This window comes from Pedobacter sp. R-06, assembly GCF_049913135.1.
Classification (GTDB): Bacteria; Bacteroidota; Bacteroidia; order Sphingobacteriales; family Sphingobacteriaceae; genus Pedobacter.
This window is the reverse complement of sequence record NZ_CP183977.1, coordinates 331,221-354,208: the sequence shown is the minus strand read 5'-3', so window position 1 is coordinate 354,208 and position 22,988 is coordinate 331,221. Positions and strand designations below refer to the sequence as shown.

General features: G+C 41.6%; 17 protein-coding genes. 6 read left to right on the top strand and 11 right to left on the bottom strand.

Annotated elements, in window-relative coordinates:
• Window positions 1-114: 114 nt before the first annotated feature.
• The 6 genes from ACN9MR_RS01445 to ACN9MR_RS01420 form a co-directional block, all read right to left on the bottom strand.
• A complete protein-coding gene (locus ACN9MR_RS01445) occupies window positions 115-1,503 on the bottom strand; it encodes a serine/threonine protein kinase (RefSeq protein WP_426327906.1) in 1,389 nt (462 codons plus the stop codon).
• The gene (locus tag ACN9MR_RS01440) at window positions 1,496-2,296 is read right to left on the bottom strand and encodes an FHA domain-containing protein (RefSeq protein ID WP_426327905.1); all 801 of its coding nucleotides are present in this window, start codon (window positions 2,294-2,296) and stop codon (window positions 1,496-1,498) included. The genes ACN9MR_RS01445 and ACN9MR_RS01440 overlap by 8 nt, the downstream gene beginning before the upstream one ends.
• Before the next feature lie 112 nt (window positions 2,297-2,408).
• The gene (locus ACN9MR_RS01435; RefSeq protein WP_426327904.1) at window positions 2,409-6,530 is read right to left on the bottom strand and encodes an FtsW/RodA/SpoVE family cell cycle protein; all 4,122 of its coding nucleotides are present in this window, start codon (window positions 6,528-6,530) and stop codon (window positions 2,409-2,411) included.
• On the bottom strand, window positions 6,517-7,959 hold the full coding sequence (locus ACN9MR_RS01430; protein ID WP_426327903.1) for a PP2C family protein-serine/threonine phosphatase: 1,443 nt from the start codon (window positions 7,957-7,959) through the stop codon (window positions 6,517-6,519). The genes ACN9MR_RS01435 and ACN9MR_RS01430 overlap by 14 nt, the downstream gene beginning before the upstream one ends.
• 94 nt (window positions 7,960-8,053) lie before the next feature.
• Window positions 8,054-9,007, bottom strand: a complete 954-nt coding sequence (locus ACN9MR_RS01425) for a hypothetical protein (protein WP_426327902.1) — start codon at window positions 9,005-9,007, stop codon at window positions 8,054-8,056.
• Between the two features lie 47 nt (window positions 9,008-9,054).
• Window positions 9,055-10,398 (bottom strand): serine/threonine protein kinase, encoded by a 1,344-nt coding sequence (locus ACN9MR_RS01420; protein WP_426327901.1) that lies wholly within the window; start codon window positions 10,396-10,398, stop codon window positions 9,055-9,057.
• 734 nt (window positions 10,399-11,132) lie between these two features.
• On the opposite strand from ACN9MR_RS01420, the gene ACN9MR_RS01415 reads away from it, so the two are divergent.
• Window positions 11,133-11,723 carry a GIN domain-containing protein gene (locus ACN9MR_RS01415; RefSeq protein WP_426327900.1) on the top strand — a complete coding sequence of 197 codons (591 nt, stop codon included), beginning with the start codon at window positions 11,133-11,135 and terminating at the stop codon, window positions 11,721-11,723.
• Window positions 11,724-11,877: 154 nt separating this feature from the next.
• Here the strand turns inward: ACN9MR_RS01415 and ACN9MR_RS01410 are convergent, their stop codons facing one another.
• From ACN9MR_RS01410 to ACN9MR_RS01400, 3 genes are all read right to left on the bottom strand, one after another.
• Complete coding sequence (locus tag ACN9MR_RS01410; RefSeq protein ID WP_426327899.1) at window positions 11,878-12,297, bottom strand: cupin domain-containing protein; 420 nt, start codon at window positions 12,295-12,297, stop codon at window positions 11,878-11,880.
• Window positions 12,298-12,318: 21 nt separating this feature from the next.
• Window positions 12,319-12,747, bottom strand: coding sequence for a RidA family protein (locus tag ACN9MR_RS01405; RefSeq protein ID WP_426327898.1), 429 nt, complete (start codon window positions 12,745-12,747; stop codon window positions 12,319-12,321).
• 164 nt (window positions 12,748-12,911) lie between these two features.
• Window positions 12,912-13,823 (bottom strand): alpha/beta fold hydrolase, encoded by a 912-nt coding sequence (locus ACN9MR_RS01400; protein ID WP_426327897.1) that lies wholly within the window; start codon window positions 13,821-13,823, stop codon window positions 12,912-12,914.
• A gap of 159 nt (window positions 13,824-13,982) precedes the next feature.
• Between ACN9MR_RS01400 and ACN9MR_RS01395 the strand changes: the two genes are divergently transcribed.
• Entirely contained in the window at window positions 13,983-15,392 is a 1,410-nt protein-coding gene (locus tag ACN9MR_RS01395) for a sensor histidine kinase (RefSeq protein ID WP_426327896.1), read from the top strand.
• Between the two features lie 8 nt (window positions 15,393-15,400).
• Window positions 15,401-16,120 carry a response regulator transcription factor gene (locus ACN9MR_RS01390; RefSeq protein ID WP_426327895.1) on the top strand — a complete coding sequence of 240 codons (720 nt, stop codon included), beginning with the start codon at window positions 15,401-15,403 and terminating at the stop codon, window positions 16,118-16,120.
• A 175-nt stretch (window positions 16,121-16,295) separates the two neighbouring features.
• On the opposite strand, the gene ACN9MR_RS01385 is transcribed toward ACN9MR_RS01390, so the two are convergent.
• Entirely contained in the window at window positions 16,296-16,763 is a 468-nt protein-coding gene (locus ACN9MR_RS01385; RefSeq protein ID WP_426327894.1) for an Lrp/AsnC family transcriptional regulator, read from the bottom strand.
• Between the two features lie 199 nt (window positions 16,764-16,962).
• Between ACN9MR_RS01385 and ACN9MR_RS01380 the strand changes: the two genes are divergently transcribed.
• The 3 genes from ACN9MR_RS01380 to ACN9MR_RS01370 are packed head-to-tail and all read left to right on the top strand — an operon-like array spanning window position 16,963 to window position 20,147.
• The gene (locus ACN9MR_RS01380) at window positions 16,963-18,009 is read left to right on the top strand and encodes a PLP-dependent cysteine synthase family protein (RefSeq protein ID WP_426327893.1); all 1,047 of its coding nucleotides are present in this window, start codon (window positions 16,963-16,965) and stop codon (window positions 18,007-18,009) included.
• A gap of 28 nt (window positions 18,010-18,037) precedes the next feature.
• Window positions 18,038-18,487, top strand: a complete 450-nt coding sequence (locus tag ACN9MR_RS01375; protein WP_426327892.1) for a protein-disulfide reductase DsbD domain-containing protein — start codon at window positions 18,038-18,040, stop codon at window positions 18,485-18,487.
• Window positions 18,488-18,500: 13 nt separating this feature from the next.
• Entirely contained in the window at window positions 18,501-20,147 is a 1,647-nt protein-coding gene (locus ACN9MR_RS01370; protein ID WP_426327891.1) for a protein-disulfide reductase DsbD family protein, read from the top strand.
• Between the two features lie 423 nt (window positions 20,148-20,570).
• On the opposite strand, the gene ACN9MR_RS01365 is transcribed toward ACN9MR_RS01370, so the two are convergent.
• Window positions 20,571-22,988, bottom strand: a complete 2,418-nt coding sequence (locus tag ACN9MR_RS01365) for a patatin-like phospholipase family protein (protein ID WP_426327890.1) — start codon at window positions 22,986-22,988, stop codon at window positions 20,571-20,573.

Genomic DNA, 22,988 nt, shown 5'->3' with positions numbered 1-22,988 from the left:
TTTAGGAGGATGCCAGGGCTTAGATTCATAAAATTTAACCTTATGTTAATCTTTCCATAAAATAAAAGGCCCACTAAGTATTTAATTTTCGGAGGATTGATGTAACCGGCTTTCTCAGAATATACCCAGAAACTTCTTCTTCTTTTTACCATTCTGTTTCCTGGCTTTTTCGGTTGCTTTTACTTGCTGGGCCCATTGCATTTTTGCTTTCCGGATGCTGTCTTCCCTCGCTGTTTGCAGCGCTTGTCTGTACTGTTCATTTGCAATTTCAAATGGTGACCGGTATGAGGTTGCCGGTAAGGCCGTAATATCATTGTTTTCTGTCTTAGTTAAGCTATAAACTACAAAGACAACAACTAAGGTGCAGGCGGCAGCGTAGCCTAAAAAAGCCTTTCTTGGCGCATGGATGTAATTTTCCTGGTGATATTCACCGGTCGAACCATTGTATTTTATTCCGGCCTTCAGGGCGATAGGTTTTAGTATTGCGAGCTCTTTTTCAAGCTTTTCGTTCTTTAGCTGTGCCTCACCGTATAAGGCGGCATAATGCAAGACTTCGTTGGGTATGGTATTTTTCGTGTCCCTGGTATCTTGTGGTGCCGACAATAGCCCAGCAGTAACTGCTTTCTGCAGTTCCATTCCATTGGCATACCGGTCATCTGGATTTTTTTGCAGGCATCGCCCGATCAGCTCGATTAACCAGTGGGGTACCTGCATTTCTGCATGCAGAATATCGTCCTGAAACATATTTTCCAGATTGCTTTTACGCAGTGACATGGCATCCGGGATTTCCTTTTCAAGATGCGCGATCATGACCGTGTTGCGGGCGGTATCGCCCCCTCCTTCGAGTGGAAAAGGAACCTGCCCGGCCAGGAGTTCATACAGGATAATACCGTAACTGTAAACGTCTGTCTGTAACAGCATTTTTCCCTCATGCTGTTCTGGTGCCATAAATTCTACTGCCCCGGCATGGCGAATGCTTGTCCTTCGCTGCTCTTCACTCATAATAGCCAAACCAAAATCCAATAGCACGTAATTGGCAGTCTGCGTATTGTACTTCACATTATTGCTTTTAACATCGCCATGTTTGACCCCAAACTGATGACAATGTGCAAGTGCCGCAGCCAATTGTTCAGCTACTTTCAATAGTTCTTTAACGGTGAAAACTTTTTGATGCGGAGGCAATAGCAGTTCGCTAAGTTCAGGGCCTTCGATGTATTCCATTTCTATATAAGGAAAGGAACCGCTATCGGTGATCCCTGAACTGAGTATCTTCACCACATTCGGGCTGGAATGAATGTTTACCTGCTGTAGCTTATTCACTTCATTGAGAAAATTCCGGTAGTTTTTATCGCTTTCGTCTTCCACGTAAATTGGTGTGGGGATAAGTTTAATGGCAGAATAAACCGGTCCCATGCGCATCCCTTTGTAAACAGATCCCTGCCCACCGGTTTTTAACGCGCCAAGGTTTTGTAATCCTTCTGCAATGGTAAAAATTTTACTCATGGTGTTGCGGCTTAAAACTAAATTCCAATACGACCGATTCTCCTAAGATAATCTGATCTCCCTCAGCTAATTCCTGGCCGATGTGCGTAGCATGGAGTTTTACCGTTTTTTCGGTTAGTGCTGAACGCAGTTTAACCTTATTGCGGGGCGGTATCCCACCTTCATCTGCGAAGATTAAAAATTTGGCTGTGTTTGTGTCCCATTCAATATGCGCGTGTTGCCTGCTGATGTACTTATTTCGTTCATCATCACTTTCCGATGGAAATGCAATGTGGTTGGTACGGAAATAACCTTCGTCAGACTGTGCCTTTTCATCTCTGCCGATATTGTATTTTCCACCCGCGGAAGTTATCTCATAGCTTGGCTGTAAAGTTTTGCCGCTAAGTGCTTTCAGGTAGGCTTTAGCCTCCTGCTTAACAAAATGACTTTTGGTTTTAACCAATAGGGCTACGGGCAGATTTTGCATTTCGACCGCATCGTCCGGAATAGCTTCATCGAAAGCAACTGTGAGTGACCAGCCCGAAGGCAGATCCAGGGAATAGTCATCGCTGATGCGTTGTATCTCATTTTTCAACTGATCGGGATCCTCAGCAAACACGGCAGCTTCATATACATGGCGCGTTGCAGGGCTGCAGTGAATAAAAATACCCAAACCTTTGATATTTGCACCTTCTCCACCCTCTGCTTTTTGTAATTCCTGTTTTACAAACTGTAGTAAGGCGTGCCTGATTCCTTTCACATCATCGGGATGTTCCCCACTTGCGCTTTTGAAGAGGTCGAATATCATTTTCATCTGTATATTTTGTTAGTGCTTTGCTACTGTGTTATAAAAAATATCGAACAAAAAAACATGCGCCATTCCCCAATGAGGTGATGCTACATGAGCTATTGACTGATGGTTCGAGTTAAAATGTTTCACCTATTCCATTAAGTTCCGGTATAGCTGCATTTTGATCAGTTTTGGCTGAAGGCACAATGCTTTTAATATAACCGCCCGTTTTCAAAAACGGGATCACATGCCTGCCGGCCAACCGTACAGCGTCTGATGATCCTTTGGTGGCCTCAATGCGTATACAGACTACAATATGGCCTTTGCCCGTTGCAGTCGGTGCAAAAAACACATACCAGCCATCATTAATCTGCTGTTTCTTCCAGATCCGCTCCGGTGTACCTGTTTTACCGGCAACAGCCAATCCAAGCGTTTGCGTTTTTGGACTGCTTTGTTTGATCATATACTCCTGCATCAGCCTGGCGTATACCGGATTGTTCACCAATTTCGTACCAGTTTTTATCGCCTGTGGCTGATCACTTACTTTAAGCACAAACCTGTTTGCAATCATGTTTCCATTATTTGCAATCCCTGCAGCCATTCTTGCCACTGCCGCCGGGGTTGCAATCAGTGCGCCCTGTCCCCAAGACATCCCTGAAATTCCCTTTGCCCTGGTCCTTCGGATGTTGTTGGGATCATACTTCGGTTTGGTGTTAAATTCGGTCCTGCGCCAAAGCTGTTTCCATTTTTCTTCCTGTGCTTTGTTTTCGCTGGGCTTATTGTAATAATACCCTCCGGCACCATGCAGGAACATGCCTGTTTTTAAGTACAGATCGCCCATATTTTCCTGCAGCTGCTCCTGGTTTGCAAGTTTGATGAAATAGACGTTGTTGGATTTTACCACCGCCCGTTCCAGATCAATCCATCCCGTTTCATCCGGCTCGATACCTTTTGTTCGGATACGCTCCCAGGAGGCTACCTGGTATTTTTTTTCAGCAGCGGCCATACCCAGTTTATTGAAGGATGCCATGGCGGTAATCAGCTTGGCGGTCGAACCTGGCTGTGTAAAATTGGTAAAGCCAAGGTCAGCGGTAGTAGTCCACCCCGAAAGCTGGTTCTGCTCTGCATTGGTCATGGTTAACCGTTCCCAATCATGAATGGGTGGCAGGGGATATACGGCCGAAGTAAGAACATCACCAGAATTTGCTTCCATGATCACTACAGAAACCCGGTTATCCGATAATGAAGTGTCGCTGGCAATTGACTTTTGGATCCTGGTTTGCAGGCCGGCATCAATTGTTAACTGTACATCCCGGTTTTTATTTTTAAAATCTTCCACCTCTTTGCTGCTGATGCCGGCAAGGAGCAATGGAGAAAGTGCGGCGTAATCTTTTTTCACTACCGTCATTTCCTTTACGCCCCGTGCCAGGAAACGGTTTTCACTGTATCTCTTGGCAAGTACAGTAAAGCTTGTTACAGGCAGTTTAAAGCCGCGGAGTTCGGCCGCATGTTCATAATCTGCAAAGTAGCCATTAACACTTCCGTTAAATACACCTGAATTTGCATCACCTGTCCAAAAAAACAATTGTTCTTCGAAAGGATAATACCGGTCTAAGCGCTGATGTACCGCAGAATCGAGATTATAATCCGGAATACCCGCACCAATAAGTTTGAAATGTTGCGCCCGCACACTATCAACATTGCTGGTTGCCATTAAAACCCCCTTACGGTCGTGTATGGTTCCGGCTTTTAAACGGCTCATCAATATTGCGATACGGGGATTGTAACTGAACATTCTAGCGCCGCTACGGTCTGCTACAAGGGCCGGCTGTACTACCCATTTCCGGTTGTTCAGCACATAGCCTGCTACATTAGCACCCAAGAGCAGGATGCCCAAACAAGCTGCAATCAAGGCCGGCACAAGGTTTTTGTCCTGCGCCCTGGCGATGTACTGCATCTGTACTTCGCTGCCCCTGACAGCAGATACCGACATCAAAAATCCGGCGGCTAAAAAATTGAGTACAAGTGATGATCCCCCGTAACTTTGAAAGGGCAGGGATACCCCTGATAGCGGTAGCGCTCCAGTAGAACCACCCGCTATGAGCAGGAACTGTACAAAGGTGGATACGCCGACCCCTGCACTTAGATAAAAGAGAAATGGTGATCCGGTCCTCCTCCCGATAATAATGGATCGGTGAAGGTACAACAGGAACAGCAGGAAGATGCACAATATGCCCGTTAATCCAAATTCTTCACCTATCGAAGGTAAGATCATATCGGTATGTGCTTCGGGAATGGTTTTGGCAAAGCCCTGCCCCACACCCTGGCCGGTTGCGCCACCTGTAGACATGGCCCACAAACCGTTGGCCACTTGGTCGCCGCCATAAACCTCATTGTTCCAGGCATCCTGCCAGATTGCTTTGCGATCTCCCAGACGCTGCACGGGCCCCGGGAAGATGCGGTCCAGGTATGGAATCTGATCAATCGTTAAAAACGCAGACATGATTACCAGCACCATGATGGCTGACTCACTGAGCTGCCTGCGCCCGAAAAACATCAGCGTACCTACCAAAAGCAAGGTAATCGCGGTGGATATCCATATGTTTTCAAAAATCCATGAGGCCAGTACGTACAACACGATGGCACCTGCCATAAACATAAAATCGCCCCGGGAGAATGAAAATAGTATAATAAAGGTGAAACAAACTACCATTGCCGGACCAAGGTCTCCCAATATCAGAAATAACATGAGGGTTAACAGTATCGCCAATAGGGCAAAGGAGAAAAATGACCATCGTTTTTTCCAGCTCATGTATTCACTGATCAGTTTCTCGTTTACGGCAAAAAATCCCGCAAGAAAAAAAATGATCAGGTACTTCACCACTTCACTGGGCTGAAATCCGAACAGGTTTACCTTTACTCCACTTCCTTCTGGTCCGGTTCCGAATAAGATAGTGAGTGCCAGCAATCCAATGGCAGCCAGGGCCCAGGGCCAGCCGTTTGCAGCTGAACGGATATTCTTAAATAAAAGCAGGCGATAAACCCAGGTATCGGTATTGAAACGACGCAATTTAATGCACAGCATCAATAAAATGCCCCCAAAACCCATGAGCAGGTATAAGAGCGAATCTTTAGCCAAAAAACGATCCCGCAGCGGATCCTGCAAACTCAGCAACATCAGGAATGATATGCCTGTGAGCATCATCACTACGGGCAATATAACCTGATCGACAGTGCTGAATTTCCATGACAAGATGAGGTGGACAAGTAAAAATCCACCGATCAGGCTTCCGCAGATGATCATAAACCACTTGTTGAATTCTTCAGGTGTTCTGATGATCAGTGATTTTTCCTTTTTGAGGATATTGAAGTCCCTGGTGGAGAAAAGCTTTATCGTATGTGGACGCTGTTCAAATGTGAAGGTGGTATTTTCATCAAGATTTTGTACGCCCTTTGAGGCGCCAAACTGAAAACCTGGCTTTAAAGGCAAAATCTTAAATGCCTGGTTGGCAGGCAACTTATCAAAAGTAAATTCCCCGGTAGCACCAGTACGGGTATAAGCGGTAAGCTGTATTAGTTTCCGTTTACCGGCAGTATCCAAAGTATAGACCTTTGTAATGCCACTTGCTTTTTCGGTTATATTTTTAATGGTTTCTGTTGGCTCGTCGTTATAAATACTGTCCTGCGGCAAGATCATTTCCAAGCGGACCAAAACACCTGGCACAGCTTTTTTATTTTCTACGATTATTCCACTGATATCATGCTCGCCCATGCCGAGATTAACCTGTGAGGGGTACGGCTGGGGATGAATTCGCTCCTGGTCGAATTTAAGCGAATCATCGCCCGTATAACCGAGCAATGCCCGTGATGCCAGCACCCTAGCTTTAAATGATTTCCCCCCTTTAGCATAGGCTTCGTCTGCAGGTAAAAAGTACCTGCTTTTGTTCAATCCGCCGATATTGTCCAGTTCTGGGGCATTTGGCATTGCAGATGCAACGGTTTTTTCGATCAGGTCAATGTCCCGCTGATCTTCAAAATAGTAACCTTTTTTAAGCAGGTTACGGATATGTTCGGCAGGTTTCTCTGCATTCAGGTTAACCATGGTACCCGCTTTCAAACGTGGTGCAACCTCTGCAAACCTGGGCTGAATGATTGCGTATAACTGGTAGAAGAAGAGCACAAGAACGGTAGCGGTGACTAATATGAAGATCCGTTCCTGAGCCCGGCTCGCTTTGACTGCTCCTTTATTCTGCTCCATTTTTCGAATCTGCGGTTTTAGGGGTATTACCTTTTAACGGACTAATCTTCATCAATTCTGCATTTGCCGGTTTCCCGTCAGGGAAATGGATGTTATTCTGAACAGGGATTAAACAATTGGTGAAGGTGACATTTTTGAGTAACAATGCCTGGTCTGAAATGGCGATAGCGGTAGCGAAGCCTTTAAACTGCAGGCTGTCCAACTTCAATAGCCTGGATGGAGACCGCATGGTGATGGCTGCACCTCTGTATCCGCTATCAGCTTGCAGCACAATGCCTTTTGCGATAACATACAGGGTATCTTTCCGAAAACGTAAAGTATCGCTGATTAATACCGGACTTTTAAAAATCGAGTCGGATAATACCAGGGTGTCACCCACGGCATGGTCAAATGCATCCTGAAGTAACTGCTCCTGGCTGTTTCGCACTTTTTGCTTAGGTAATGAATTAAGGGTAGAGACAGTATCTGTAACTTCCTGGTTCTGCAGGTACAAAAATACGGTACTGCCAAGCAGGATGAGGCATAAAATAACCAGCGCAGTGAACCAATAATTTCTTTTAGGTGCTGCATGAGTGGCTGGTTCCGGATTTTCAGGCAACCGTATGCCCCCATTATTTTCTGTTCCTGCTACCTGTACCTTTTGTGTAAAGTCTGGTCTGGTAGCTGTTACCTGTTGAGGCTTTTTGTTGTTCTGCACCAGTACAACGGTGATGTTGTCGCGGCCGCCATTTTCGTTGGCAAGCGCGATGAGATTACCTGCTTTTTTAGCAAGTGTATCGCCCTGGAGAAGCAGAGAGGTAATATCCTGCCTGTTTACCATATCGGTCAGTCCATCACTGCATAATACAAGCAGGTCGCCCGGAAGGAAAGGAGACTGACCGGTCTCAATATAGCTCTCATCGGTAGCAATCTGGTCACTAAATCCTATTGCCTTATTAATTTCATTGCGTTTTGGATGCTGCATCGCAGCAGCCTCATCTAATCTGCCCGAATCTTCCAGAAAACCCACAAATGAATGATCTTTAGAGATTTTGATCAACGATCCGTCCCGAAGCAGGTATAACCGGGTATCGCCAACGTGTGCATAATAAAATTGATTGTGCTCAATATCCGCAACGACCATAGTGGCCACGCAAGCCATTTCAGAAAGATCTGCCTCTTTTTGCTTTTTGGCAATGATCATTTCATTTGTATTCCTGAATGCCATGATCATCTGCGAGATTGGATCGGCCGGACGATCTGAGAATTGCATCGAAATCTGCTCGGTTGCAATACCTGCTGCTACCTCGCCGCCATGATAGCCACCCACACCATCTATTACAGCCGCCAAAATCAACTGATCGTTGGTAAGGGGCTTAACAATAAAGCTATCCTCGTTGTTGTCTCTGGATTTGCCGGTGTCTGTAAGGCCAAAAAAGTGTTTATCCATTTTTATTACGGGAATTTTTAATGTCTTTAAAATGAACGATCATCAGCGCAACGACCAGTAATAACAGTGAAATTGATAGCAGTTGCGACATAAGTTAGGATTTAAATAGGTTTATACCGATTATGCCGTTGAGCAACATCCTGGAGTTTAGCGGCAAAGCAACCCATTGTGGTGAATTAATTTCGCTGCGTTGTACCAAAACCTCGTTCAAAGTAGTAAGTTCGCCGAAAGAAGCTAAATAGAAATTACCGTCCGTTTTGTTGTAGCGGATGTGTAGGTGTGGTGAATTGGCCCATTCTGAGGCGATCTTGAAAATATTGGAATCTTCGCGTTCGTCATCATTTCCAGAAACGATGGTATCTTCTGTTTTAATCAGGAACTCGATTTTTTTGCCCGAAAACTGCTTGTCGGGTATGATGGCTTCCAGCCGGCCGAGAACGGCCTGGTCCTTGGACGGGGTCGTATTGCCATCAACATATTCCAATTGAGCATCGTATGGGATTTCCATATAGCCTTCGCTGTAGTAAGTGAAGCCCTTTAAAATATCGTTGTTGATATCGAATGTCTGCGCAATACCGGTTTGTCGGGGAATGAAGGTTACCCGTAGATTTTCCGATTTCTGATTGTTGTCTGGAAGCAGTTTTCCGATAAAGCCCTTATCGCCCCTTGCGTAATCCGGATGTGATACCAACCGGAATACCCATTTTGAGCCGGATGGCTCTACATTTTTGCCGGCTTGCCTGTGTTCTCTTAAAATCGCATAGAATTTTTTGACTGTTTCCTGTACGATTAAGCCCAAAATCCCCTGCTTATTATCAATAAATTCACGGTAATCTTCAGCGTTGAAGGTGATAATGAATTCATGATAAAAAACAATGCGATCGGCAAAAGATAATTCCCTGATGGACTCCTTAAATTTATCGACGATAAAGCTATAGATGGTTTCCGGAGTGAGTTGCGGTGCTTTTTGGTCACTGCTTTTGTTTTCATCGGTTAGAAACCAATCCTGAATACCGATACGCTGCCAGAAATTTGATTTTGTTTCCATAAATTAGGGTGCCTATGCGGCGGTTAAGGGCAATTGTTTTTTAAAAATTAAAACTGTACAGGGCTAACTGAAGTATCAGGGTTAAGGTCTTCTGTACTATCGGCAGCTTTATCTCTGGCTTTTTTGATCTCCGCGTTGATTGCACTATCCACCATCCGCTTTGCTGCTGCTGCTTCAGCCAGCTTGCGCCGGTTCGCGATTCTCCGTCTTTCCTGTGCTGTGGTATCAACTGCTGGTGGGATCGAATCTATGGGTTGGACAGCTTGCTGTGCCTGTGGCTCGCTGCGAAATTGGGAATAGCCCAAGTAAGCAATCAATCCAATAATTGAGATGATCATAAACGCAAATGCAAAATGAGGCAACAGTATACCTTTTCTTTCAGGGGCCTGCGCTGTACTTTCCAACGCCAATACCTGTTTGCGGAGCGTTTCGTTCTCCGTTTTGAGCAGATCCATAGCTTCATGGTCTATAGGTAAGGCATTGCCTGATAAGCTTCCACTAAGCACCGCTTCATGCAGAGCGATTCCATCGCTGTATCTGAGTATAGGATCTTTTTGCAGGCATTTCTCGATCAGTTTCAGGAGCCAATCCGGAACCTGCATTTCACGGGTTTTCTGTTCCTCGGTCCAGTTTGTGGGTAAGTTTGTCTTGCGCAGGTTAATCACGTCAGGCACTTCACTTTCCATATGACCGATCATTACCGAATTACGTCCTGTATCGCTATTTCCAGGCAAAGGAAAAGGAACCTGGCCTCCGAGTAATTCATATAAAATGATGCCATAACTGTAAACATCGGTTTGCGGCAGCATTTTGCCTTCGTTTTGTTCGGGCGCCATAAACTCCACCGCACCTGCATGCCTGATGCTACTTCTACGCTGCTCCTCACTCATAATGGCGAGCCCGAAATCCAGTAACACATAGTTGGCTGTGTGCAAATTGTATTTAACGTTATTGCTCTTCACGTCGCCGTGTTTTACTCCTAGTTTATGGCAGTGCTCGAGAGCGGCAGCCAGGTGTTGCGCAACTTTTATGACTTCGCTTATTGTAAATATCTTTTGATGAGGGGGTTGAAGCAACTCACAAAGGTCGGGTCCTTCAATGTATTCCATTTCTATAAATGGGAAGGATCCGCTCTCGGTTATGCCGAAACTGAGCATTTTTACAACATTCGGACTGGGATTTTCATTTACCTTTAGCAACTTTGCAACCTCGTTTTCAAAATTGCGGTAATTTTTATCATCCCGGTTCTCGGTGTATATTGGAGTAGGAATTAATTTCACCGCAGAGTAGATTGCACCGATGCGTTTCCCTTTATATACCGATCCCTGTCCGCCCGTTCGCAGCGCTCCTAAATTCTCCAGCCCTTCTGTAATTGTAAATACTTTACTCATATTTCTCCTAATAACAATTATAAGGATTTTTTGTTGCCTATTAATAATATAAATATGATCGGGGCTTACACAAAGTGCTGCATGTGTCGGCCCTCAATCTCTATAATTGGGTAAGATTTTGATCTTTCGCACTAATCTCTGCCGGCTTACCCTGGAGCAAAAATTTTGGCAGATTTAGCGCCTTTCCTTTTTTTGCTTAGCCAGGAGGAAATTTCCACTGTTGCCGGCAGTCCCCCACACATAACACGAACTGGTTGAGAAGACGATTGATCGCTGAAATAAAGTATCTATGTGCCATATGTTATTCACGAAGCCATTATTGTGCCAGAACCCAGTCTGCAATGCATTGGCAAAAAAAACCATTGCCTCCCAACAAAGCCTGTACTTTGGCAATATTTCCGCCAATAACGATTAATTCTACATTATCCGCCACTATATAGCTATTAGGGGTCACTATCACATAAGTCTACAAGGGTTTTTATATCTTTTAATTCTTTCCGGAGCGTTCAAAACTTATCCGTAAAGTAAAAAGAAGTCCACTTCATCTCTAAGAAAAGAAAACCCGAAAAATTCACAGCGACAACTATCTTTTTGTCTCTGAATTTCCGGCGTTGGTCGATTAGCTTCCCAGGCTGGTATAATGCTGCAATTTGCGCTGAAACGTTTCTAATGGTTGCACGTCTTAATATCAGAACAATCAATAAAAACATTATAAAAATTAAAACTCAAAGCATATGAAAACTTTATTTAAAACATTATTCGCATCATCTTTGGCATTGGTATTATCTACTTCAGCAGTATTATCAGCTAACGCAGCTGAAACCATCAAACCCGTTCACGCTTCAAAAGCATTGAGCTTTAAACGCATTAAAGTAAAGGGAAATGTAGAGCTCACTATTATACAGGGAAAACATACCGGCATCAGCTATGCAGATGAAAACACCGGCAAAGTTAAGGTTGTGCAGAGCGGAGATGGTTTAGAGATCACCTCATTGGATAACAGCACTGCAAAACTTACCATTTACGTAAATGATATTTACCGCATCCATGCAACGGATAACGCTAAAGTGAAAACACAGGGTAAAATCAATACACAATATTTGCAGGTTTTTTTAAGCGGAAATGCATCACTAGACTTAAACGCACAAACTGAAGGGTTATATACTGTAATCGAAGATCATGCCGATTTAACCTTAAGTGGTTCAACTGGCGACCATATGCTCGTAATGGGTAAAGGACAAAAGCTGACAATGGATAAATTCGTTGCAGCTAATACAAAAACCAGCCTAAACACGGAAAATGCACTAGCGTCACTGAGCAAATAAAAAAGAATTATATTTTGGTTCAGGCGGTCTGTTTACGGACCGCCTTTTTTGTTTAAAAAACTGCTGTGGCCACATATGATAGAAAAGAATAAAAACAAGGCTACAGTTATCGTTGCAGCCTACGCTCAATTTAAGTTTTTTTTATCTTATTTAACTAGGGTTTCTCAACTTTCAATGTTAATAGCGGTTTCCCTTTTTCTACAATATAAGTTGCCAGTTCAGAAGCTTTTACTTTGCCAATATTCCTGGCAGAATGATTTTTTCCAGCAGGAATGAAAAGTACTCCACCCGCTTTCAGCACAACAGGTTTTTCTCCCTCAATCATATATTCCAGCTCCCCTTTTAAAACATTAATAATTTCCTCACCCGGATGTGAATGCAGGCCAAAGGCCTTACCTGCCTCAAAATCGACACGCACCTGGATCGCTTCATATCCCGGCACAGAAAGGTCATGTCGTTGAAGAGCTGTACGCTTGATACCAGATTGTTGCGCTATCGCTTTATTTGTCAATAAGCAGCCAAACAGGCCTAAAACTGCAATGATGTGTAAGAAGTAACGTTGATATGTTTTCATTTTTTTTTGAGGTTTAAAGATTTATTTGGCAAGTGCTATACAATCAATTTCGATTAAAGCACCCAGAGGTAAAGCGTTAATTTGAACAGAAGTTCTGGCCGGCTTTCTTTCTGAAAGGTAGCCGGTATAAATTTCATTTACCCGCTGTAACTGTGAAATATCTTTCAGATATAAATTTACTTTAATAATGTGCTGCATACCCGAATGATGCTGTTCCAATAAAATCCTTAGATTATCCATGACTTGCCTGGTTTGTGATTCCAGATCTGGCTGTAGCAAATTTGTTTGGGGATTTATGCCTAACTGGCCTGAAGCATATATAAGCCCATTGGCAATAACAGCTTTTGAATAAGGTACATTCTCTTCGCTCAAGGCATGCCTTATTACACTAGTATACGGTTTACAGGAGCAAACAGATATGATAAGAAACAGCCAAAATGCATTTTTCATTTTCTTTAACGTTTTTAGACAGGAGGCTGTATCATAGAAGCGTTTCAGCTCAGATGCTGTCATGTTGAGCCTGTCGAAACACCTTAAAGCGTATTAAACAGCTCCTTCGACAAGCTCAGGATGACAAATCTATATTTGTGACACGACCTCCTGTCATACGGTTTTTACTGTTTAATGAAGTTCAAAAGTTCTGTGTTGAATTTTTCCAGTTCTTCGATGAACAGGGCATGGCCGCTTTTTTCAAGAGGGACCAGTTTAGCATTTTTAAGCAGTTTATTCATTTGTTCTGCCAGGTCATAAGAACAGATTTTATCCGATCTACCATGCAAAATCAATGTAGGCAACTGAATTTTTTTCAGATCAGCACGCAAATCCGCATCTCTTAAAGTCTTAAGACCTTCTGCCATCGCATAAGGTGAGGCTTGTGCCTGGATTGTACCCAACCAGGCACCATAGCCTGGAGCAACACTTGTCTGGTTTGCGGGGAATATCTGACCAAAATTGGCCAGTAATTGTGGTCTGTCTGTGTTATTCAATTTGATTAAACCGTCTACGTCGTCTTTTGTCCAAAGTCCAAAGTTAAAATCGGTTCTTTTTGTCCATATCGGAGCTGCTGCTCCAAATAAGGCCATTTTTGATACATGTGCCCCGTTATACTTGGCTACATAATGAATCACTGTTGCCCCTCCCATTGAAAATCCACCAATTGTGGCATTTTGGATATTTAATTTGTCAAGAACCACCTTAATATCATCGGCAAAAACATCGTAATTGTATTTACCTCCCGGTTTGTCTGACAGGCCAAATCCCCGTAGCGTAATACCGATTACCCTGAAGCCTTTTTCTACAAAATAAGCGTACTGATATTCGTACATGGCGTCGCTTAACGGCCAACCATGGATCAAGATTAAAGGCTGCCCTTCACCCAGGTCAGTTACATGAAGTTTTACATTTTTCTCAACTTCTATGTATTCCTCACGCCCGTACGCAGCAGCAGGCCTGTTTGTTTGTCCATAGGTAGTAACGGCAGTCAATAATGTTATCAGCAATCCAATTGTTGAAGTTAAATTTTTCATTTTTATAAATAATGTTTAAAAGTTGTTAATAATGGCAATACGGTTTGCCGTTATCGGTACGCAAATTTATCCGGCATTTCTTGTAAATCCTGTTAATGAAATCATAACGAAATGTTAATGGAATCAGACCGCTTCAATTTTTTATTATTTTAGCGCAAAATGACCGAAATAAAAAAATATCAGCTCACCGCTTTCACCGGGTTTTTAGTTCTGACGGGAATATTACTCTACCTGATCTATAACACGTTTGAGCTGATGGATAGGCAGTATCAGGTTGACTTGAAACAAAGATTGAAACAGTTTTACTTAAAAGACCTCAAGCAAAATATCTATTCCGGCGGACTTTCTCTAGTAGACACCTATTTAATAAACAATATCCGTTTATTGGAAAAGGAATATCATAAATCAGGCACGATAAACAACAATTACTCCGATTCGCTACTTACAGCTATGTTTGAGGACTTACGTGCTAAAAACCCAACTGATTCCCTATTAGAAAAGACAAAAAAAATGCATAAACTGGGTAGCAAGCTTGAATATCTCATCGTCATAAACAGCATCAGCCTCCGGTTTAGCGATAATAAGCCGATCCCTTTATATAACCACCTCAAGAAATATCCTTTTTTAAAATCTAGCCTACAGTCTCCGCAAGGGTATATTATCGGGGGAAAACTTAAGTTTCCCCGGACCGAAAATATAGCAACTTCAATATCAATGGGTCCATCCATTCCATATTCCTATGATATTACCTTTACTATCTTTGCAGATAACAACAACCGGCAGTCTCAGATTTTCAAAAGTGCCGTTCCGGTTTTATTGCTTACCCTGTTTGCACTGCTGCTGATCTTTTCTGTCTATTACCTCACATTTAAAAGCTGGTCTAAACAAAAAAAGATCTCGGACATGAAATCTGACTTTATAAACAGTATAACCCACGAATTCAACACCCCTATTTCAACAATTATGGTTGCAAACCGTGCTCTACAGAATGAAAAAGTATTTAAAAGCAGAGAAAGTATTACTGAATTTACTGAAATCATTGCAAGGCAAACCAAGCAGTTACAGACGTTGTTTGATCAGGTGATGGACATTACCCGTGTAAATACCGAAATAGAAAAAAAAGAGGTTATTTTCTGCCAACTTTTAACTGAGGTAATACAAGACTACCGTGTTAAAACGAATGATAAAAATGTATATTTTTATACACAGGGTATACACAACGAAACGCCAGTATCCCTGAATAGATTCTGGGTGACTACAATGTTATCCAATATCTTCGATAACGCCATAAAATATAGTGATAAAACGCCTAAAGAAATACATATCACCGTTGACGGGACACCGAATGGTTTGAGGATCAGTATAAGAGATAATGGAATAGGAATGGAAGAATATACGGTTAAACATCTCTTCGACAAGTTTTACAGGGGCAAAAATCCTGGCCGGGAACATGTTAGCGGCTTAGGTCTTGGCATGTATTATGTCCAGCAATGCATCCAGATCCATAACTGGAAGTTGGAAGTGAAAAGTAGCGTCGGAATGGGAAGCGAAATTTTAATTGTGATTTAATGCAGGAGGTGAAGAGAAAACTACTTTATGTGGAGGATGAAACAGATCTGGGTAATGTAACCCGGCAGTACCTTGAACTGATGGATTTTTCGGTGGATTGGTGCTGTTCCGGAACAGAAGCTATTAACCTATATCAAAAAAATCACGCTGATTACAATCTGGTTATCATAGATATCCAACTTCCCGATATTGATGGGTTCGGGGTCGCTGGAAAAATCAGGGAGCGCAATCCCGATGTATACTTTCTTTTTCTTACCGCGCGCAAAGAGAAACCCGACAGGGTGAAAGGACTTACACTTGGTGCAGTAGATTATATCTGTAAACCTTTTGACATTGATGAACTGGTATTAAGAATCCGGAACATTATCTGGCATCAAATCCCACAGGCACAACGGCAAAAGGAATTAGTATCTAATGTACTGAACATAGGTGACCTACGCCTGAACAAAAACTTGCTGGAGCTTAGCATTCCTGGGCAAATCCCAATAACACTGACACAGCGTGAAGCGGAGTTGCTGGAATACCTTAACAAAAACAGGAACATAATCATCAGGCGGGAAGAGATTCTGGTTCAGATCTGGGGCGAAAGCGACTATTTTTTAGGAAGAAGTCTTGATGTTTTTATCGTCAGACTTCGGAAATTGCTTGCTGTTTCTTCAAACGTAAAAATCAACAATGTTTATGGCGTTGGATTTATATTTTCAGTGGCTGGAATGGAGAAATTATGATTTGGTTTTTGCATCGCCGCCTTGCAAGTACCTGCCCGCTTTAATTATTGAAAATTGTTTGTTTAACGATATAATTTCTGATGATAAGAATTACATTACCCCGATTGCCAGCAACAGCTTCCTGGATTACATTTTTCATAGGGCAGAAAAACTTATCACAAACCACCTAATGGGATCAGATAGGATATGCCGTTTCGCTTTTAGGCTCTGAGAGTACAAAATAACTTTGAACGGTTGTGATATTGGGCAGCGTAGCGAGTTTGTTCCGCAGAAATTCGTGGTAATCATCCATATCCTTAGTAGCGATACGGAGAATAAAATCGTGCGCACCGGTCATCTGCAAACATTCCATTACCTCGCCAAACTTCGAAACTTCGGTTTCGAATTCGATCAGGGTTTTAGCCGTATGCTCCTTCAACAGCACATGCGAAAAAGCGATCAGGTTTCTATTGATCTTTTTCCGGTCGAGAATGGCCACAATCCTTTTAATATAGCCCTGTTCCTTTAATCGTCTTATCCGTTCATGTATAGTAGCTATAGATTTATGCAGCTTCAAGGATACTTCTTTATTGGTTAAAGAGGCATCATGTTGCAACAATTTTAGTATTTCTACATCAACCTGATCTAAATCTCCGTGGGTCATAAACGTTAATAAATTGAAAAAAAATATAATGGACGTTCAAAAATCAAACTAAAACTGAAATAAAAATTAAATAACAGCCAAAAAAGCAGAAAATTTCTGTAAAAAACAACATGTATTGATGTAAAAAATTATAATACTGAATTTTACCGAAATAAAAATCAATCAAAATAGCCATTGCTATGCGATTTAATCAACAGTTATGACCACAATAACAGCAAATAAAATGACTTCTGCCATGGAGGGAAAATTTGAACATTTATCGCTTCTGGTTGGTAACACACCAATGCTTGAGCTCAATTACACCTACCTTGGGAGTGTAGGCAAAATTTATGTGAAATGCGAACATTACAACTTAACTGGCAGCATTAAAGACCGGATGGCGCTTTACACCCTAAAAAAAGCGTATGCCGAAGGTAAGATTAAAGCTGGTGATCGGATTGTTGAAGCCACCAGCGGCAATACCGGGATTGCATTTGCAGCCATAGGTAAAGCTTTGGGGCATCCGGTTACCATCATTATGCCAAATTGGTTGAGCAAAGAGCGCATGGATATTATTAAAAGTTTAGGTGCAGAGGTTATTCTGGTGAGCAAAGAAGAAGGTGGTTTTATAGGCAGCATTAAACTTGCAGAACAGATGGCAGCAAGTGATCCAAATATTTTCTTGCCTAAGCAGTTCGAAAATATCGCCAATCCTGAAGCACATGAGCATACCACAGGTAAAGAAATCTGGGAGCAGTTGCGCTTGAAAAACCTTTCGCCCGATGCTTTTGTTGCCGGAGTAGGAACCGGGGGCACTATTATGGGGGTAGGAAATTTCTTAAGAAAGCAGAATCCGGCCATTAAGATACATCCATTGGAGCCTGCAGAATCGCCAACCCTAACTACTGGTTATAAAGTGGGCAGCCATAGGATACAGGGTATTTCTGACGAATTTATCCCTGAAATCGTTAAACTGAACGAGCTGGATGATGTGGTACAGGTAAACGATGGCGATGCCATACTGATGGCACAAAAACTGGCCGAGAAACTTGGTTTAGCCGTAGGCATATCATCAGGTGCTAATGTAATAGGCGCCATAAAACAACAGCAGAAAATGGGAATTGAGAGCTGTGTAGTTACCATCTTCTCTGATAGCAACAAAAAATATTTAAGTACTGATCTAATGAAGGTAGAACCTATTAAAGCGGGATATATTGCTCCTGAAGTAGATTTTATCGACTACCAGGCCTTTAGCAGATTACACTAATTAAAACAATCAACAAATAAACCAAAACATGAAAAAAACCACCCTTTTATTCTGTGCCATATGCCTGATCAGCCTTAGTGCATACAGCCAGATTTTAAAACCTGTAACCTGGAGTTACGCAGCAAAAAAAACCGGGCCAAATACGGCTACAGTTTTCATTAAGGCCACCGTAGATCAGGGTTGGCACCTTTATTCGCAATTTGTTAAAGATGGCGGTCCGGTTAAAACAACCTTTAGTTTTCCAGCATCGGGCGCTTACACCCTGGTCGGAAAAACCATCGAACCAAAAGCCATAACCAAATTCGAATCTACTTTTAAAATGGATGTAAGCTATTTTGAAAAATCGGTAGTCTTTCAGCAAAAAATTAAGCTAAAGGGCAAAACGGCAGTCGTTAAAGGTAATGTAGAGTTTATGGTATGCGATGACAAGCAATGTTTGCCGCCAGAACAGGTAGATTTTAGCATTCCTGTAAAATAAGCGCAAAAAGCATATGATATCCTTAAAGAAAATCTGTCTCGGTTTGCTGTTCTGCTGTGCAATATCCTTAAATGGATATGCACAGGATAGCACAAATACCGAAGAGCTGACTTTTACAGAGATTAAGCCAGAAGCGGTTGACAGCACAATTAAAACAACTGATACTGTTGCTAAAATAGCTGCTACTGCTCCTATTCAAAAAACAGTTACTCCATCAAAAGAAGAACACAAAACCTTGTGGGGAATTTTTATTGCAGGTTTTGTTGGCGGTTTAGCAGCTTTGCTGATGCCCTGTATCTTCCCCATGCTGCCCCTCACGGTAAGTTTTTTCACCAAAGGTTCAGAAAAAGGAAGGGCCTTTCGGCGTGCGGCACTCTATGGTTTTTTCATCATCCTCATTTATGTGGTACTTGGGCTTTTGGTAACGGTAATTTTTGGTGCTGATGCCCTGAACAGCCTGTCCACTAATGGTATCTTTAACTTTTTCTTCTTCTTCTTGCTGGTTGTTTTTGCAGCTTCGTTTTTAGGGGCATTCGAAATTACCCTACCCTCTTCGTGGGTAAATAAAATGGATGCCAATTCTGACAAAGGTGGCATTGCAGGATTGTTTTTCATGGCCGGAACATTGGCTCTGGTATCTTTCTCCTGCACAGGCCCTATCATCGGCACGCTACTGGTACAGGCAGCCACAACAGGGGCTTTATTAGGACCTGCAATAGGCATGTTCGGTTTTTCCCTGGCCCTGGCCATTCCTTTTGCACTGTTTGCACTCTTTCCATCGGCAATGAACAAACTGCCCAAATCTGGCGGTTGGCTAAACAGTGTTAAGGTTGTGCTCGGTTTTCTGGAGCTCGCTTTTGCACTAAAATTCTTAAGCAATGTAGATCTGGCCTACCATTGGGAGTGGTTTGACAGGGAAATATTCTTAAGCCTGTGGATCGTCATTTTCGGGATGATGGGCATCTATCTTTTGGGTAAACTGAAGTTTTCGCATGATAGCCCGCTGGCATTTATCTCCGTACCAAGGCTTTTTCTGGCAACAATAGTTCTTTCCTTTACCATTTACTTAATCCCTGGTATGTGGGGTGCACCGTTACGCAGTGTATCGGCTTTTCTTCCACCACAGGAAACACAAGATTTTGACCTCTACACCGCTGGCTTACTGGCAGGAAAACAAACATCAACAGATGGCCCGCATAAATATGCAGATAAGTTCCATGCACCGTTAAAACTGAATGCCTATTTCGATTATAACGAAGGTTTAACCGCAGCCAAAAAACAGAACAAACCTGTGCTGATCGATTTTACCGGCCATGCCTGCGTAAACTGTAGAAAAATGGAAGCTAATGTTTGGCCGGACAAGGATGTGTACAAAATGATCAATGATGATTATGTACTGATCCAGTTATATGTGGATGATAAATCGGAACTGGCACCAGCCGACGTAGTAATTACACCAGAGGGAAGAAAACTCAATACCATTGGTAAAAAATGGAGTGATCTGCAGGCCAGGAAATTCCAGTCTAACTCACAGCCTTTTTATGTACTGCTCGATCCCAAAACAGAAGCACTACTGGCACCGCCACAGGGCGCTGATTATGAAGTAACAAATTATAAAAAATTCTTAGAAAGCGGATTAAACGCTTTTCATAATAAATAAAGACATACTGGTCATTGTAGAAGTGTGGCCAGCATTTAGTGATAGTTAAGACGACGATCTGGGCATTGCCGGATGGCATGCCCATTTCACCGCCATATGTGTGTGATAATAAACACGCCTATCCCACCTTAATACCTAAACCATGAAAAAGAAGTTACAACCGAAGACCAGTCTTGCATTTTAACGGCATAGATAACCTTTAAAGAATGAAGCTAAAGGGATCCGATATTGAAACGAGTTTACAATAATCGAAGAAGATCACATTATAGAAGAATGTTAGAATGATTTTTAGTTAAATTTGAAATGCAGGCTAAACTGAGTTCACTATTAAAAAACACGGGAATTCTGATAATATATTTTATATCTTTTTCACAAGGGTTTAGTGAACATGGTGTTTGCAGGAAACTATAATTTGATTTTGAACTATTTTATTTTAGAATAAATCAAATCACTCTTTAGTAATTTCGTAATTATTCCCGACTCTGTTGTATTATTTAATTTATCCTTTACATCGCGGTTAATATTATTCATACTTTGAGCAGATAAAACCCAGTTCATTGGTGCGTTTTTTTCTGCAGCAGTTAGAGGCGCATCAATAGCAAAACCACTGCCGTTTTTTTTTAAAAACTGTTTAATTCTAAATCTGCTGATCTTACTGTTTCCGGATCTTGTATTTGTAACCGCATTTAATACTTCTAAAAGCTCATTACCGAAGTTAATGTTTGGATTTGTTTTATCTTCTTCACTAAATAGTAAAGTGATTACGATGGGCGTAATTTGATTGAAATATGAAGATCTATTTTTTAATAGTTCAAGTATTTCTAACATAGAGGCACTCCCAGTGTTTTCTACATATCCTCCATCTAAATAATGTAAACGGGGTTTTTGGTTTGAGCCACCGATTTTTGCAGCAGGAGAAAATAGGGGAAAACGGGTACTAAAATTTATCGCGGTACTATAATTCAAATTATTCACTCTATCTGCCAGCAAATCTCTCTGTTTTTTAAACAACAAACTATCAGGCACAAGATTACTGATCCAGCATTGTAACCCTGTTTCAACCTCTGTTGTATTGATGATAAATAATGGCTGATCTGGTTTTGTTTTTTTGGCAATGAAACTTCTTGCAAATATATTTTCTTGTTTTTCACCAACTACCGATTGATAGGATTTTTCCCAAGATTTTTCAAGCGCAATAGAACGGTCAAATAAATCAACATGCCAAGGCAGAAATAGGTTGAGGAAATCACCAAACAGCATTTTGCCTATTATAGGGGATAATGAATCGCGCAGGAAAAAACTTTTAGACAACTCAACCGATTCTTCTGATGATACATCATCGTTGCTTTCAAAAATTAATGCATTGTATAAACCCAAGCCAACAGCACCACCTGAAACCCCTGACATTGCAAAAACTGATTTTTTAAAATCGACATGATGTTCCTTTTCTAATTTAGTGCCCAAACCCGCTAAAAATAGGCTTGTGTAAGCCCCGGTACGCAGGGCACCGCCTTCCGCACAAATAAAAACAACCGGATATTTATTCAGCTGTTTGTTTTTTGGAATTTGTTTGTCAATATTTTCTTTATAAACAGCAAACCATTTATTAAACTGATTTACAACAGTTGCACGATCATTGGATTTGTGTCGTTCCATTCGAACTGGATGATCCTGATTATAAATAGAGCATAATAAAAGAATAATAATCAACAAAAAACGCATGGAAATTTTCCATTTTTTGAGCAGAGACTTATCCAGATATAGAAGTCCCATATAAATACCGGTATAACAAGCAAATGCAAAACAAATTAGAGCAGGTGCCCCTATCCAGGAAAAAACAGGCCACCACCCAGGGATAAAACAAATTAAAATAAACAATAAAAAAGAAAGTCCAGCAAATAGTTTAATCTGTTTATGCAGGCCTTTATAAAATATCGATGGAATTTCGTAGGTCCATTTATATAACTCTCCTCTGCTCTTTAGTATTTTTTCTTGATCAATTAGTTTAAAAGCGGCAGGAACAATACGTGTTTCAATGAGTATTTTTGGATTCTGGGGAAATCCCTCAGTAAAATCTTTTTTGGATTTTGTAAAATACTTTGAGAAAGCTAACAGATCTTCTTTATAAGGTCCCTGAAAATTAGAAGGTTTTGGTAATGTATAAATAAAGTCTTCATAAATTCCATATAATTTCCTCAGATATTTCTGCTCCTGATCGGGTAAAGAGCGTTCTCCAAGCTTTGTTTTTAAATAAATACCAGCACTTGCCTTACCAGATTTACGAAAATATTTATTCGACAAGAAGGACATTAACCAATAAATGAGAATAAAACAAACACCAAAACATAAAACCCTAGGTATTTTTTCCATATAGGTGGCCGTAACCATACTCCAAACCATCCCGACAAAAACGATAAAAGACGGCCACAATAAAAAAATTGCGGCAAGCAATTTCTGAACGGTTTTCCGCCACATCACCCTGTCATCGCTGAGGTTTTTACCCGAATTATCAGAAATGTAAATTGCGTAACGGACACTGAGTTCTGAAACCATACTCCATGCCGTAATTCCAAGCATCAAAAAAATGAGCGGTAAAAAATTCCAAGCGGATAGGTTTTCTACAACGAGTAAAAGTGTATCCCTTCCCTGTGGTAGCAATAAAAAAATAAACCCTACTAAAAATGCTGGCACGATAACAAAACCGATACTTGAGGCTACAGAGATAAAGTCATGAACCAATGTTCTCAGCGTTAAACGCTTAAAACTAAAGCGGATTTCGAATATTCCTTTTTCGAAAGCAGGAATGAAGCTTTGGGTAATTAGCTTTATAAAATCATTCAA